The sequence below is a fragment of the Streptomyces lincolnensis genome (assembly GCF_021173675.1).
In the GTDB taxonomy this organism is placed as follows: Bacteria; Actinomycetota; Actinomycetes; order Streptomycetales; family Streptomycetaceae; genus Streptomyces; species Streptomyces lincolnensis_B.
This window is the reverse complement of record NZ_JAIHON010000001.1, coordinates 685,754-699,978: the sequence shown is the minus strand read 5'-3', so window position 1 is coordinate 699,978 and position 14,225 is coordinate 685,754. Positions and strand designations below refer to the sequence as shown.

Sequence of the window (14,225 nt, the reverse complement as noted above, 5' to 3'; positions counted from 1 at the left end):
ACGGCGTTTGAGGGGGCGTCAGGAGCTGTGGCTCGGGCTGCTCGGCGTGCTCCTCGCCTTCGGTGTCTGCGAGGCGGTCAGCCGGGCCGGGCTCGTGCGCCGCAACCATCTCCCGCCGGCCTCCGAAGTGCTCGCCCGTGCCGTGGAGTTGGCGGGCGACCCGGTCTTCCTCGACGGGATCGGCGCCACCCTGCGCGCCTGGTTCCTGGGACTCGCGCTCGCCTGCGCCGTCGCCGTGCCGCTCGGACTGCTGCTGGGCAGCGTGCCCGTCGTCGACGCCGCCACCCGCGCGATCGTGGAGTTCCTGCGGCCGCTGCCCTCCGTCGCCCTGATCCCCCTGGTCTCCCTGCTCCTCGGCTCCGGCACCGAGACCGAGGTCGCGCTGATCACCTACGCCTGCGTGTGGCCGATCCTGTTCAACACCGTCTACGGCCTCGGTGAGACCGATCCGCTGGCCAAGGAGACCCTGCGCGCCTTCGGCTTCGGACGCCTCGCGGTGCTGCTGCGGGTGGAGCTGCCCGGCACCGCCCCCTTCATCGCCGCCGGTATCCGGATCTCGGCGGCCGTCGCGCTCATCCTGGCCGTGGCCACCGAGATCCTCGCCGGCTTCGGCGAGGGCCTCGGCATCTTCATCGCCCAGGCGGGCCTGGCCACGGACGGCAACCGGGACGTCCTCGCCGGCGTGGTCTGGGCGGGCACGCTGGGCCTGGTCATCAACGGCGTGCTGGTGGGCGCGGAACGCCGGCTCTTCCCCTGGACACCGGAGCAGCGGGCCGCCGCCGAGCAGGGGGCACGGGGATGAGCGGGGAGCCGGGCACGCCCGTCGGCCGACCCGGAACGGCCGCGCCCCGGGGCGGCGGCACACACGGCGGCGGCGACACGCAGGGCAGCGGCACACAGGGCAACCGCACCAGGAGCAGCCGCATCAAGAGCACCCGTACCAAGAGCACCCGCATCAAGAGCACCCGCATCAAGAGCCGCCGCGCCAAGAACACCGCACCTAGCCCCCGTCAAGATCGCTTCGGCACCGTCGCCCACCACGTCCTCCTGCGCTGGTCGGTGCTCGTCCTCGCGGTCGGTGTCTGGGAGGCGGTCGCCCGCGCCCACGGCAGCGTCTACTTCCCGCCACCCGGCCGTATCGCGCGCCACGCGTACGACCTGTGGTTCTCCGGGCCCGCCCGGCACGCCTTCCTCACCTCGGCCGCCGTGGACGACATCCTGCCCAGCCTCGGCCGGATGGCCGCCGGGTTCGCCGTCGCGGCCGTCGCCGGGATCGTCCTCGGTCTCGCGGTCGGCCGCTCCCGTCGGGCGTACGCGCTGTGCAACCCGGTCCTCCAGTTCGCCCGCGCCGTCCCGCCGCCCGCCCTGGTCCCCGTCTTCGTGGTGATCTTCTCCTTCGGTACGCCCATGCAGATCGCGTCGATCGTCTTCAGCGCCGTCTGGCCGGTGCTGATCAACACCGCGGCGGGCGCCCGCAACACCGATCCGCTGCGGCTCGACGTCGCGGCCGTGCTGCGCCTGAACACCGCCGAACGCCTGTGGTTCGTGGTCCTGCCCTCGGCGCTGCCCCGGATCTTCGCGGGACTGCGCCTGAGCCTTTCGCTCTCGCTCATCCTCATGGTGTTCTCGGAACTGCTGCCGGGCACCGAGAACGGCATCGGCTTCACGCTCACCGACGCCCAGACCCGCTCCGACCTGCTGACCGTATGGGCGGCGCTGGTCCTGCTCGGCGCCCTCGGACACCTCCTCAACACCGGCCTGCTGGCCGTCGAGAAACGGCTGATCGGCAGGGGGAAGGCCCTATGAGCACCATGAGCACGGCAGGACGGACCACGCGTCACATGCTCCGGCTCTCCGCGGTGGGCCAGCACTACGGCGACCACCAGGTCCTGCACGACCTCACGCTGACCGTCCCCGCCGGCCAACTCCTGTGCGTGGTCGGCCCGTCGGGTTGCGGCAAGTCCACCCTGCTGCGCACGATCGCCGGTCTGCTGCCCACCCGGGAGGGCACCGTCGAGATCGACGGCACCCCGGTCACGGGCGTCCCCGACCGGCTCGCCGTCGTCTTCCAGGACTACGGCCGCTCCCTCCTGCCGTGGCTCACGGTCCGCGACAACGTGGCACTCCCGCTGCGCCGCCAGGGCCTCGGCCGGGCCGAACGGCGGGCCGAGGCGGACCGCATCCTGGAGCGCGTCGGCCTGACCGGCACCGCACGGCGCCACCCCTGGCAGCTCTCCGGCGGCATGCAGCAGCGCGTCGCCATCGCCCGCGCCCTGGTCTGCCGCCCCACCCTCCTGCTCATGGACGAACCCTTCGGCTCCCTCGACGCCCAGACCCGCGAGGACCTGGAGGACCTCCTCCTGGAGGTCCACCACACCGACGACACGACCATCGTGTTCGTCACCCACGACATCGACGAGAGCGTCTACGTCGGTGACCGCGTGGTGGCCCTCTCCGCGGCCCCGGCCGCCCGGATCGTCCTCGACCTGCCCGTCGACCTGCCCGGCACCCGCGACCAGATCGCCACCAGGGGACTGCCCGAGTTCGTGGCGCTGCGGGCGCGGGTGGGCCGGGCGGTGCGCGGTCAGACCACCTGAACGTCCTGCCACACCAGCCGGTGGTCCGAGGTCGGAACGGTCGTGCCGTTGCCCACCAACCGGTACAGCGGGTCGTCGGACGTGGGCCAGAAGACGCCGTTCGCGCGCGGTATCAGCCCCCGGGAGGGGATGACGTGGTCGACGCGCAGATTCCCGGGAGCGCCGTCACCGAAGTCGGCCGTGTCGTACGCCGGGTTCCCCCGGTGCGCGGCGTTCGCCCCGCCCTGCACCCGCGCCGCCTCCACACCGCCCGCGCTGGAGGGCGCGGTCCGCGGCAACCGCACCGCCGGGTGGTCCAGCAACTGCCGTACGGCGTGGTCGTAGCTGTCGCCGTCGAACGGGTCGGCGTTCAGGTCGCCCGCGATCACGAACCGCGCGCCCGGCCGCAGCCCGCCCCGGACGCCCTGGTCGTCGTAGAGATAGGCGCTGCGCCGACGCCCGGAGATGTAGTCGGCCCACAGCCGGATCTCGTCGTGGTTGCGCCGGCCGTTGCGGTCCTCGGGGCCGTCGAAGGTGGGCGGGGTCGGGTGCGAGACGAGGAAGTGGACGGTGTCGCGGGCGGCGTGCCCGAGGCGCACGGGCACGTCCCAGTGGCTCTTCGAGGACAGCCGCAGGATCGCCCGGGCCTCGGCGCTGTAGTAGCCCTCCGGCATGACGTTCTCCGGCATGTCCTTCCACAGGAAGCGCTGGAAGGTGCGCACCGCGCGGGTGTCGATCGGGTACTTGGAGAGCACGAGCATGCCGTACTGCCCCGGGAAGAGGCCGTACCCGAAGGCGTCCTGGCCGTAGGCGTCCGAACCCGGCGTCGTCACCGCGCCGTTGCGCCCGTCCAGGTCCACGCCGGAGGCGACGCCCGTGTTCACCGGAGCGGTGAAGCGGTACGGGAAGCGGATCGGCCGGGCGCCGCTCTGTCCGACGGAGAGGTAGTTGCGCTGGAACAGGGCCGCGGCGGTGCTCCGGTCGTCGTGGTCGAACTCGTTGACCAGGAGCACGTCCGGGTCGACGCGCTGGATGGTCTCGGCGGCGTTGCGCGCCTGCGCGTTGTCCGGGGTGGACAGGTCGGTGACGAGGGCGCCCTCGGTGCCGCGGTTCAGGGAGGCGTTGAACGTGGCGAAGCGCACCGTGCGACGGCCCGTCGCCGGCGCGGGCTGTGCGGCGGCGGGCAGCGCCGAGGCGCCGGCCAGGGCCGCCCCGGCGAACGCGGCGAGCGTGGCACGGCGCGACAGCGGTCCGGCGGTGTGGTCCGTCGTTCGAGAGGTGTGGTTCATCGGAACTCCCGGTCGGGAAAGGGCTCGTGAACTCCCGCAGTCTGCGCGCGTAGAGATGAACGCCACAAGGCCCGTCGAGAACTCCCGGATTCACGTCCGATTCACACGATGGTGTGATCATGTCTTCGCCTCCGGATGCCCTCCCGGAGCCGTGGGTAGGGCCCCGGCCATGACGCAGCAGCCCTTCGAACTCCCGCACTTCTACATGCCGTACCCCGCGCGGCTGAACCCTCATGTCGACGAGGCGCGCGCCCATTCGACCGCGTGGGCGCGCGAGATGGGCATGCTGGAGGGATCCGGGGTCTGGGAGCAGTCCGACCTCGACGCGCACGACTACGGCCTGCTCTGCGCCTACACCCATCCCGACTGCGACGGCCCGGCGCTCTCCCTGATCACCGACTGGTACGTGTGGGTCTTCTTCTTCGACGACCACTTCCTGGAGATGTTCAAGCGCACCCAGGACCGCGCCGGCGGCAAGGCCTATCTGGACCGGCTGCCGCTGTTCATGCCCATGGACCTCGCCACCGCGATGCCCGAGCCGCAGAACCCGGTGGAGGCGGGCCTGGCCGACCTGTGGACGCGCACGGTGCCGGCCATGTCCGCCGACTGGCGCCGCCGCTTCGCCGTCGCCACCGAGCACCTGCTCAACGAGTCCCTGTGGGAGCTCTCCAACATCAACGAGGGGCGGATCGCCAACCCCGTCGAGTACATCGAGATGCGCCGCAAGGTGGGCGGCGCCCCCTGGTCGGCCGGGCTCGTGGAGTACGCGACCTCCGAGGTCCCCGCCGCCGTGGCCGGATCCAGGCCGCTCAGGGTGCTGATGGAGACCTTCTCCGACGCCGTCCACCTGCGCAACGACCTCTTCTCCTACCAGCGCGAGGTCGAGGACGAGGGCGAGAACAGCAACGGCGTGCTCGTCCTGGAGACCTTCTTCGACTGCACCACCCAGGAGGCCGCCGACACCGTCAACGACGTCCTCACCTCACGCCTGCACCAGTTCGAGCACACCGCCCTCACCGAGGTGCCCGCCCTGGCCCTGGCCGAGGGGCTCACCCCGGCCGAGGTCACCGCCGTCGCCGCGTACACCCGGGGCCTGCAGGACTGGCAGTCCGGCGGCCACGAGTGGCACATGAAGTCGAGCCGGTACATGAACGCGCGCGCCCGCTCCACCCAGCCCTGGCAGGGCCTCACCGGCCCCGGCACCTCCGCCGCCGACGTCGGCGCCCTGCTCGCCTCGGCCGGCGCCGAACGGCTGCGCGCCTACACCCACGTGCCGTACCAGAAGGTCGGCCCCTCCCTGCTGCCCGACTTCCACATGCCCTTCCAGGTCGAGCTCAGCCCGCATCTGGACGGCGCCCGCACCCGCCTCACCGAGTGGACGCACCGCATGGGCATGCTCCAGGAGGGCGTCTGGGACGAGGACAAACTCGCCGCCTACGACCTTCCGCTCTGCTCGGCCGGCCTCGACCCGGACGCCACTCCCGACGCCCTGGACCTCAGTTCGCGATGGCTCGCCTGGGGCACCTACGGCGACGACTACTACCCCCTCGTCTTCGGCCACCGCCGCGACCTGGCCGCCGCCCGCCTCACCACCCAACGCCTGTCCGCCTGCATGCCCGTGGACGGCGAGCAGACCCTCGTCCCCCTCAACGGCATGGAGCGCGGACTCGTCGACCTGTGGGCCCTCACCACGGCGCCGATGACCCCCGACCAGCGGCAGACCCTCAAGGACGCGGTCGATGTGATGACGGAGAGCTGGGTGTGGGAGCTGTCCAACCAGCTCCAGAACCGCATCCCGGACCCCGTCGACTACCTGGAGATGCGCCGCGCCACCTTCGGCTCCGACCTCACCCTGAGCCTGTGCCGCATGGGCCACGGCCCCGCCGTCCCACCCGAGGTCTACCGCAGCGGGCCCGTGCGCTCCCTGGAGAACGCCGCCGTCGACTACGCGTGCCTGCTCAACGACGTCTTCTCGTATCAGAAGGAGATCGAGTACGAGGGCGAGATCCACAACGCGATCCTCGTCGTACAGAACTTCTTCGGCGTCGACTACCCGACCGCCCTGGGTGTCGTCCACGACCTCATGACCCAGCGGATGCGGCAGTTCGAGCACGTCGTCGCGCACGAACTGCCCGTCGTCCACGACGACTTCGACCTCTCCGAGGAAGCCCGCGCCATCATGCGCGACTACGTCGACGACCTGCGCAACTGGCTCGCCGGCATCCTCAACTGGCACCAGGAGGTGGACCGTTACAAGGCCGACTACCTCGCCCGGCGCACCCACGGCTTCCTCCCGGATCAGGCGCCCGCCGTGCCCGTGACCGGCTGACCCGCCGCGTGCTCGACCGCCGCCCGCGCCATCGCCCGTACGACCGGGTGCGGGCGGGCGCCGTCGCCGGAGAGCTCGGGCTGGAAGAGCGTGGCCAGGAAGAAGGGGTGGCCGGGGAGTTCGGCGACGCGCACGTTGCCGTCCTCGTCGTGCCCGGAGAAGCGCAGCCCATGGGTGCGCAGGGTGTCGAGGTGACGGGAGGGGCCGTAGGCGCAGAAGTAGCGCTCGACCGTGCGTTCCGAGCCGATGACGGACTGGGCGAGCGAGCCCGGTTCGATCAGGACGACGCTCTCGTGGCCCACCAGTGAACAGGCCAGCGGTTCGATGAGCGGGTCCTCGGCGCCGGGGTCGTTCTCGGCGTGCGCCACCCGCGTGAGCCCGCACACGTGACGGGCGTACTCCAGAAGCGCGTGCTGGAACCCGCCGCACGTGCCCAGGAACGGGATGCCCGCCACGCGCGCGGTGCGGATCGCGGCGAGCACCCCGGCCTCGCTGCGGTACGGGCTGCCCGGCAGCACCCACACCGCGTCGAACCCCCGGACCGCGTCCTCGTCGCCGGCCTCCTCGGACGGGATCCAGTACGCGTCGAGGACGAGCCGGTCGCGTTCGGCGAGGGCGTCGAGCAGGAGCGGGACGCGCGTGTGGGAGGCGACCTCGGGGGAGCGGTCGCCGACCAGGGCGAGCCGGGCCGTACGGGCGGTCGGTGCCGCGGGATTCGTCATGGCCTCATCCTGGGCGCGGGCCCCGGATCGCGTCCAACGATGATGTCTGCACTGTCCATCAGCAGAACTGATGCGACCGCCGGTGCGATGCTGGCGCGCATGGACCCGCACCTCCTGCGCACCTACCTGGCCGTCACCCGCCTCGCCTCCTTCTCCGAGGCCGCGCGCCACCTCGGCTACACCCAGTCGGCCGTCTCCCAGCACATCGCCGCACTCGAACAGGACCTGGGCGCACCCCTGCTCACCCGCCGCCCCGTCGCCCCCACGGCGGCCGGCGAGCGGCTCCTCGAACACGCGGGCCCGCTGCTGCTGCGCCTGGACGCGGCCCGCGCGGACGTCGTACGGATGGCCGCCGCGCCCGAGCCGGGGCTGACGCTCGCCGCCTCGCCCACGGCCCTCGGGCCGCGCGCCCTGGCCGCCCTCCCGGCCGTGGGCGCGACGGTACGGGTGCTGCCCCGGGAGGAGATCCCGGCGGCCGTCGCCACCGGCGCCGTCCAGATCGGCCTGGTGGACGGACTGGTCGCCCCCAGCGACCCGCTGCGCCTGCCCGACGTGGCCCCGCTCACCGCACGCGGCGTGGCCGAGGAACCCGTGTGCGTCCTGCTCCCCGACGACCACCCCCTGTCCCGGCGCGCCGGGCTGCGCCTGGGCGACCTCGCCGACGCGCGCTGGCTGGACGCGCCCGACGCCGGACTGCCGCTGACCCGGCTCCGCGCGGCGAACGGCGGCCACGGATTCCGTCCCGCCCTGCGCTACGAGGGCACCGACGTCCGCACCCTGACCACCCTGTCCGCCGCGGGCCACGGCCTCACCCTGCTGCCCCGGTCGGCGGCCACCGGCGTGCCGGGCGCGGTCGCGGTCCCGGTCACCGAGCCGAGGGTCGTCCACCGGACCGAACTGGTGTACGCGGGCACGCCCGCAGGAGGGGCGGCGGCCCTCGTGAGCGCGCTGGCCGACGGCGGGTGAGAGGTGCCCTCACCTGCCATGACGGCTATGACTTCCCGTCCCTGACCACCGGTCAGTCTCACTCGTTCGTGGCTCGTGGTGCGCCGGCGCACCGGGTAGAGCATCAGCCGGGATCGATCCACATCCGCCGGAAGCGATCCGCACCAGCCGGAGGCGATCCATGGAACAGACCGCGTTGCGCCCCAAGCCGATGCCAGGTCAGGACCCCGGCGGTGGCACCGGACCCACCCCCGTCCGGCGTCCGCACGCCGCCCGGCGGCGGGGCCGACGTCTGCGGGCCGTGCTGTTCGCCCTGTCCGTCGGGACGGTCCTGGTCCTGTCCGGGGTCGGCCTCGGCACCATCGGCGCCACGGTGATCGGCATGAGCAGGCTCGCCGAGCTCCAGCGACAGGCCGGGCAGGCCGGGCAGGGGGCACCGGGGGTGCCGGGTGCGCAGGGGAGCCCGTCTGTTCCGGCGGACTCCGGCCCTTCGGGGCCGCCCGCTGGTCCCGCGTCCGCACGCGCGCGGGCGACCCTCGGCCTGGAGGTCGTGGACGCCGAGAAGGCGGGCGCCCAGGTCGTCGGCGTGCACGTGCCCGGCCCGGGCTACTCGGCGGGGCTGGTCAGGGGCGACGTACTCCTCGCGTTCGGCCGCACCCGTATCGACTCCGCGGCCGACCTCGCGCACGCCGTGGCCGAGGCCCGCCCCGGCAAGCAGATCGTCCTGACGGTGCGTCACCGAGGCGGTGGCTACCAGCAGTTGGCGGCGGTACCCGGAATCGTCACGTGACCAGCCGCACCCGCCGCAAAACCACTGGTCCGGTTCCGGCCGGGCACGCCACGATGGGCCCATGCCGAGTACCCTCATCGCCTTCCTCGGGGCCTGCACGCTCATCGCCGCCTCCCCCGGACCGAGCACCGTACTGATCATCAAGCAGTCGCTGCACAGCAGACGCTCCGGCTTCCTGACCGTCCTCGGCAACGAGACCGGCGTCTTCGTCTGGGGCGTCGCCGCCGCACTCGGCCTGACCGCACTGCTGACGGCCTCCGAGATCGCCTACGACGTCATGCGGATCGCCGGTGCCGTCGTGCTCGTCGTCTTCGGCGTCCAGGCCCTGCGCCAGGCGCGCCGTTCCCGAGGAGAGGCGGCAGAGGGCGGCTGGGAGAGCTCCGGGAAGACCGGCTGGTCCGCCTACCGCGCCGGACTGCTGCTCAACCTCGCCAACCCGAAGGCGGCCGTCTTCGCCCTGTCCTTCCTCCCGCAGTTCGTCCCGCGAGGCGCACCGCACCTGCCGGCCATGGTGGGACTCGCCGCACTCTGGGCGGTCTACGAGGTCGGCTACTACGGACTGTACGTGTGGTTCGTGGGCCGTCTGAAGTCCGTACTGTCCCGCGCGGGAGTGCGCCGGCGCCTGGAACAGGTCTCCGGGGGCGTGCTGCTGCTCCTCGGCGTCCGCATGGCACTGGAGAGCTGATCCGTGGCCGGCCGCTCGCCCGAAACACCCGCCGACCGGCTCGCGCCGCCCACGCCGTCCGGGCAGGATGCTGCCCGTAGTCCTTTCACCCGCTCAGGGAGGCCCGGATGACCGGCAGCACGCGCGCGCCCTTCACCGCCGACGACTACCGGGCCCGTATGGAGCGTGCGGCGCGCGCCGCCGCCGACGCCGGGCTCGCCGGGCTCCTGGTGGCCCCGGGACCGGACCTGGTGTGGCTCACCGGCTACGCGCCCACCGCGACCACCGAACGGCTCACCCTGCTGGTCCTCGCCCCCGACCGCGACCCTGTCCTCGTCGTGCCCACCCTGGAGGCCCCGGACGCCGCGAAGGCCACCGGCGCGCCCGCCCTCACCCTGCGCGACTGGACCGACGGCAAGGACCCCTACGCCGCCACCGCCGCCCTCCTCGACGGCGCGGGCCGTTTCGGCATCAGCGACAACACCTGGTCCCTGCACCTGCTGGGCCTGCAGAGGACGCTGCCCGGCACCACCTACGCCTCCCTCACCGAGGCCCTACCGATGCTGCGTGCCGTCAAGGACGCCGCCGAGCTGGAGCTGCTGGCGGCGGCGGGAGCGGCCGCGGACGCGACGTTCGAGGAGATCCGGAACGTGGCCTTCACCGGCCGCAGGGAGTCCGAGATCGCCGCGGAACTCGCTCGGCTGCTGCGCCGGCACGGCCACGCGACCGTCGACTTCACGATCGTCGCCTCAGGGCCCAATGGCGCCAACCCGCACCACGAGGTCGGCGACCGGGTCATCCAGCCCGGCGACATGGTCGTCCTGGACTTCGGCGGCCTCAAGGACGGCTACGGCTCCGACACCTCCCGCACCGTCCACGTGGGCGAGCCCACCGACGAGGAGCGCAGGGTCCACGCCGTGGTCCGCGAGGCCCAGGAGGCCGGATTCCGGGCCGTCCGGCCCGGCGTGTCCTGCCAGGAGGTGGATCGGGCGGCCCGCGCGGTCATCGCCGACGCCGGCTACGGCGAGTACTTCATCCACCGCACCGGGCACGGCATCGGCGTCACCACCCACGAGCCGCCCTACATGGTGGAGGGCGAGGAACAGCCCCTCGTGCCCGGCATGTGCTTCTCCGTGGAGCCGGGTATTTATTTGCCGGGCCGTTTCGGGGTACGGATCGAGGACATCGTCACCGTCACCGAGGACGGTGGCCGCCGCCTCAACGACACGTCCCGCGAGATGGTCATAGTGGACTGACCGCCTCCGGAGCCCCCTCCTCCCTTCGAGCGACTACGGCGCGACCATGACCCAGGCACCGACACCCACCGCGGACACCGTCCGCCGACTGGTCCGTTCCCTGCTCAAGGACAGCCCGGCCGGCGCGGCCGACGCCCCCGGACCCGAGCTCCGGCCCGTCGCCGAGGGCGGCGGGCAGACCACCTGGTGGGTCGGCACCCGCCATGTGCTGCGGCTCGCCCCCGACCGCGAGGCCACCGTCCGGCAGCGCCGCGAACTGCGTCTGCGCGACCTGGTGCGACCGCATCTGCCGGTCGCGGTGCCGACCGGTGTCGCGCACGGCGAATGGGCGCCCGGGCTGGCCTACACGCTGGACACCCGGCTGCCCGGCGGCTCGGGGGAGGAGCACGACGTGTCCGCCGTCGGCGAGGCCGACCTGGCCGGGCTGCTCACGGGGCTGCGCGAGGTGCCGGTCCGCCAGGCCGAGGCGCTGGGGGTGCCGCGGACCACCCCGCGGTCCCTGGAGGCGCTGCGCCGGGAGGCCGGACGGGCCGTCGAACGCCTCGCCCCCGCCGACGAGTTCGACCCCGCCCGCCTGGCCCAGCTGGCGCCGTCCGCCGCCGTCCAGCTCGCCGCGCAGGCCGGTGGCGCGGTCCTCGTCCACCACAACCTCACGGGCGAGCACCTCGTGGTCAGCGCGGACGGCCGGGTGCGCGGCGTCCTCGACTGGGGCGACGCGGTCGTCGGCGACCCCGCCGAGGACATCGCGGGACTCGCCCTCGCCGTCGGCTCCCCGGCCGCGGTCCGCGCCGCCACCCTCGCCGGCTACGGCGCCCGCCCCTGCCTGCGCGGCCTCTGGCTCGCCCGCTGCGACACGGTCATCCACCTCGCCGCCCGCCTCGAAGGCCGCGACGCCACCCCCCTGCCCCTCCTGCGCACCCGTCTCCGCCGCGCGTGGGAGGCGATCCTGCTGGAACGCGTCACGGAACTGCGGGACGAGGAGACGGACGACGCGGAGTTGTAGAGCGGGGCGGTGGTTTGCGGTGGCGCCTGCGGTGGCGCCCGTCCGCCGGGACGCCGACCCCCGGACGTAAGCGATTGCGCACACGCTTACGTCCGGGCCGGCGCCGCCGTCCGGTCACGTCTGGAGCAGCACCACGGCCGACTCCCCGGGCACCTGCAGCACGCCGTCCGCCCCCGGTCCCTCGACGGGCTCCCAGGCGGCCAGTACACGGGCTTCGCGCGGTCCCAGGGGGATCGCCGCCGTCTTCTTGGAGAGGTTCACCGCGACGCGGACGTCGCCGCGGCGGAAGGCGAGCCATCGCTCGTGTTCGTCGTGGGCGACCTTGGTGTCGGCGAGGTCGGGGTCGGTGAGGTCCGCCTGTTCGTGGCGCAGGGCCAGGAGGCGGCGGTACCAGGCCAGTACGCGCGCGTGCGGCTCACGTTCGGGTTCGGACCAGTCGAGGCACGAGCGCTCACGGGTCGCCGGGTCCTGGGGGTCGGGGATGTCTTCCTCGGCCCAGCCGTGCGCCGCGAACTCCCGCCGCCTGCCGCGTCGTACGGCGTCGGCGAGCTCGGCGTCGGTGTGGTCGGTGAAGAACTGCCAGGGCGTGCCCGCCGCCCACTCCTCGCCCATGAACAGCATCGGGGTGAACGGCGCGGTCAGCATCAGTGTCGCCGCGCAGGCCAGCAGCCCGGGGGAGAGGGTGGCCGAGAGGCGGTCGCCCTGGGCGCGGTTGCCGATCTGGTCGTGGGTCTGGGTGTAGCCGAGCAGCCGGTGCCCCGCCACCCGCGACCGGTCCAGCGGACGGCCGTGGGAGCGTCCCCGGAAGCTGGAGTACGTGCCGTCGTGGAAGTAGCCGCCGGTGAGCGTCTTGGCGAGCGCCGTGAGCGGGGCGCGCCCGAAGTCGGCGTAGTAGCCCTGGGACTCCCCGGTCAGGGCCGTGTGCAGGGCGTGGTGGAAGTCGTCGTTCCACTGCGCGTGCAGGCCGAGACCGCCCTCCGCGCGCGGGGTGATCAGCCGCGGGTCGTTCAGGTCGGACTCGGCGACCAGGAACAGCGGCCTGCCCTGGTCGGCGGCGAGGGCGTCCACCGCCGTCGACAGCTCCTCCAGGAAGTGGCACGCGCGCGTGTCGGCCAGCGCGTGCACCGCGTCCAGGCGCAGCCCGTCGATCCGGTAGTCCCTGAGCCAGGCCAGCGCACTGCCCAGGAGGAACGCGCGCACCTCGTCCGAACCCGGCGCGTCCAGGTTCACCGCGGAGCCCCACGGCGTGTGGTGGGTGTCCGTGAAGTACGGCCCGAAGCGCGGCAGGTAGTTGCCGGAGGGGCCCAGGTGGTTGTGGACCACGTCCAGGACCACCCCCAGACCGAGCTCGTGGGCGCGGTCGACGAAGCGTTTCAGCGCCTCGGGCCCGCCGTACGGCTCGTGCACCGCCCACAGCGAGACGCCCTCGTACCCCCAGCCGTGCCGCCCCGGGAAGGGGCACAGCGGCATCAACTCGACGTGGGTGACGCCCAGTTCGGCCAGGTGCCCGAGCCGATCGGCGGCCGCGTCCAGGGTGCCCTCGCGCGTGTACGTGCCCACGTGCAGCTCGTAGAGGACCGCGCCGGGCAGGGGGCGCCCCGCCCATTCCGTACGCCAGGTGTACCGGTCGTGCTCGACGACCGCGCTCAACCCGTCCGGGCCGTCCGGCTGCCGGCGCGAGCGCGGATCGGGCAGCACGGAGCCGTCGTCCAGCGCGAAGCCGTACCGCGAGCCGTCCCGCGCCTCCGCCTCGCCCCTCCACCACCCCGCGCGCTGCGGATCGCGCTCCAACACGCGCGTGACGCCGTCGCACTGGAGCGTCACACGGTCTGCCTGCGGTGCCCACACCTCGAACTGCACGGACGGTTCCCCTTCGTCTGCTCACCGTGATGTAGCCCGTCCATGGTGCTTCAAACGCGATCAATACGCGGTCGAATCCGTCCCTTTGCGGCAGGTGTCGTCGGGCACGCGCGCGGGGCGGGCGTTCCTGTGTTTTCTGGACACCCGGCGCCCGCTGCCCGACAATCACGAACGTGACGTCGTCCTTCGAGTTCAACACGTACCCCGCGCGGCTGTCCGACGCGGAGCGCGACCAGGCGCTGAAGGTGCTCCGCGACGGCGTCGCCATGGGCCGGCTGTCGCACGACACGTTCGTCCGGCGGATGGAACTGGCCCTGTCCGCCCGGCGGTCCGACGAACTCGCCGCCCTCACCGCCGACCTGCCCACCGAGAGCCGCCTCTCGCGCCTGGTGTTCGGCACCGTCGAAGCGGTCTCCGGCTTCACCGTACGGCTGCGCAGGGCCTGGCAGGCCGAGCGGCTGCCCAAGCTGCTGCTGCCCCACCCAGGCGGCGGCCACCCCCTGCGGATCGGCCGGGACCCCGCCAACGGCCTGCGGCTGACCCACGAGACGGTCTCCCGGGTGCACGCCGAGCTCAGCCGCCAGGGCGGCATGTGGGTGCTGCGGGACCTCGGTTCCACCAACGGCACGACGGTGAACGGCCGTCGGGTCATCGGTGCCGCCGTCGTGCGCGAGGGCGATCAGGTCGGGTTCGGGCGGATGTGGTTCCGGCTCGCGTCCGACTGAGCCGGACACACCCCTGGCCTGGGCTTCACCTGCTGTGATGGGTCAAATCCCTTTGCTCTTCATGGT

13 protein-coding genes are annotated in these 14,225 nt (G+C 73.1%); 10 read left to right on the top strand and 3 right to left on the bottom strand.

All coding sequences use genetic code 11. The features are described from left to right. The first annotated feature begins 7 nt into the window (after window positions 1-7). Genes K4B79_RS03040 through K4B79_RS03030 form a run of 3 tightly spaced genes read left to right on the top strand, consistent with a single transcriptional unit; the run spans window position 8 to window position 2,597 of the window. Window positions 8-802, top strand: coding sequence for an ABC transporter permease (locus K4B79_RS03040; RefSeq protein ID WP_232024618.1), 795 nt, complete (start codon window positions 8-10; stop codon window positions 800-802). Next, complete coding sequence (locus K4B79_RS03035; RefSeq protein WP_232024617.1) at window positions 799-1,806, top strand: ABC transporter permease; 1,008 nt, start codon at window positions 799-801, stop codon at window positions 1,804-1,806. Before K4B79_RS03040 ends, K4B79_RS03035 begins: the two co-directional genes overlap by 4 nt. 35 nt (window positions 1,807-1,841) lie before the next feature. Then, window positions 1,842-2,597 carry an ABC transporter ATP-binding protein gene (locus tag K4B79_RS03030; protein ID WP_232024753.1) on the top strand — a complete coding sequence of 252 codons (756 nt, stop codon included), beginning with the start codon at window positions 1,842-1,844 and terminating at the stop codon, window positions 2,595-2,597. On the opposite strand, the gene K4B79_RS03025 is transcribed toward K4B79_RS03030, so the two are convergent. Further along, window positions 2,585-3,865, bottom strand: a complete 1,281-nt coding sequence (locus K4B79_RS03025) for an endonuclease/exonuclease/phosphatase family protein (RefSeq protein ID WP_232024616.1) — start codon at window positions 3,863-3,865, stop codon at window positions 2,585-2,587. The genes K4B79_RS03030 and K4B79_RS03025 overlap by 13 nt on opposite strands. 169 nt (window positions 3,866-4,034) lie before the next feature. Between K4B79_RS03025 and cyc2 the strand changes: the two genes are divergently transcribed. Then, on the top strand, window positions 4,035-6,194 hold the full coding sequence (gene cyc2 / locus K4B79_RS03020) for a germacradienol/geosmin synthase Cyc2 (RefSeq protein WP_232024615.1): 2,160 nt from the start codon (window positions 4,035-4,037) through the stop codon (window positions 6,192-6,194). On the opposite strand, the gene K4B79_RS03015 is transcribed toward cyc2, so the two are convergent. Continuing rightward, window positions 6,164-6,916: a CTP synthase C-terminal region-related (seleno)protein gene (locus K4B79_RS03015; protein WP_232024614.1), complete on the bottom strand. Its 753-nt coding sequence runs from the start codon at window positions 6,914-6,916 to the stop codon at window positions 6,164-6,166. The genes cyc2 and K4B79_RS03015 overlap by 31 nt on opposite strands. Before the next feature lie 99 nt (window positions 6,917-7,015). Between K4B79_RS03015 and K4B79_RS03010 the strand changes: the two genes are divergently transcribed. The 5 genes from K4B79_RS03010 to K4B79_RS02990 all read left to right on the top strand — a co-directional run bounded on the left by K4B79_RS03010 (window position 7,016) and on the right by K4B79_RS02990 (window position 11,574). Further along, a complete protein-coding gene (locus tag K4B79_RS03010; RefSeq protein WP_232024613.1) occupies window positions 7,016-7,882 on the top strand; it encodes a LysR family transcriptional regulator in 867 nt (288 codons plus the stop codon). A 160-nt stretch (window positions 7,883-8,042) separates the two neighbouring features. Continuing rightward, the gene (locus K4B79_RS03005; RefSeq protein ID WP_232024612.1) at window positions 8,043-8,651 is read left to right on the top strand and encodes a PDZ domain-containing protein; all 609 of its coding nucleotides are present in this window, start codon (window positions 8,043-8,045) and stop codon (window positions 8,649-8,651) included. 61 nt (window positions 8,652-8,712) lie between these two features. After that, window positions 8,713-9,336 carry a LysE family translocator gene (locus K4B79_RS03000; protein WP_232024611.1) on the top strand — a complete coding sequence of 208 codons (624 nt, stop codon included), beginning with the start codon at window positions 8,713-8,715 and terminating at the stop codon, window positions 9,334-9,336. 107 nt (window positions 9,337-9,443) lie between these two features. Next, window positions 9,444-10,571, top strand: a complete 1,128-nt coding sequence (locus tag K4B79_RS02995) for an aminopeptidase P family protein (RefSeq protein ID WP_232024610.1) — start codon at window positions 9,444-9,446, stop codon at window positions 10,569-10,571. Window positions 10,572-10,617: 46 nt separating this feature from the next. Further along, on the top strand, window positions 10,618-11,574 hold the full coding sequence (locus K4B79_RS02990) for an aminoglycoside phosphotransferase family protein (protein ID WP_232024609.1): 957 nt from the start codon (window positions 10,618-10,620) through the stop codon (window positions 11,572-11,574). Window positions 11,575-11,688: 114 nt separating this feature from the next. Here K4B79_RS02990 and treZ read toward each other — a convergent pair whose 3' ends face one another. Next, on the bottom strand, window positions 11,689-13,434 hold the full coding sequence (gene treZ, locus K4B79_RS02985; protein ID WP_232024608.1) for a malto-oligosyltrehalose trehalohydrolase: 1,746 nt from the start codon (window positions 13,432-13,434) through the stop codon (window positions 11,689-11,691). 173 nt (window positions 13,435-13,607) lie between these two features. Here treZ and K4B79_RS02980 point away from each other — a divergent pair, with 173 nt between their 5' ends. Further along, the gene (locus tag K4B79_RS02980; protein ID WP_232024607.1) at window positions 13,608-14,159 is read left to right on the top strand and encodes a DUF1707 and FHA domain-containing protein; all 552 of its coding nucleotides are present in this window, start codon (window positions 13,608-13,610) and stop codon (window positions 14,157-14,159) included. The last annotated feature ends 66 nt before the right edge of the window (window positions 14,160-14,225 follow it).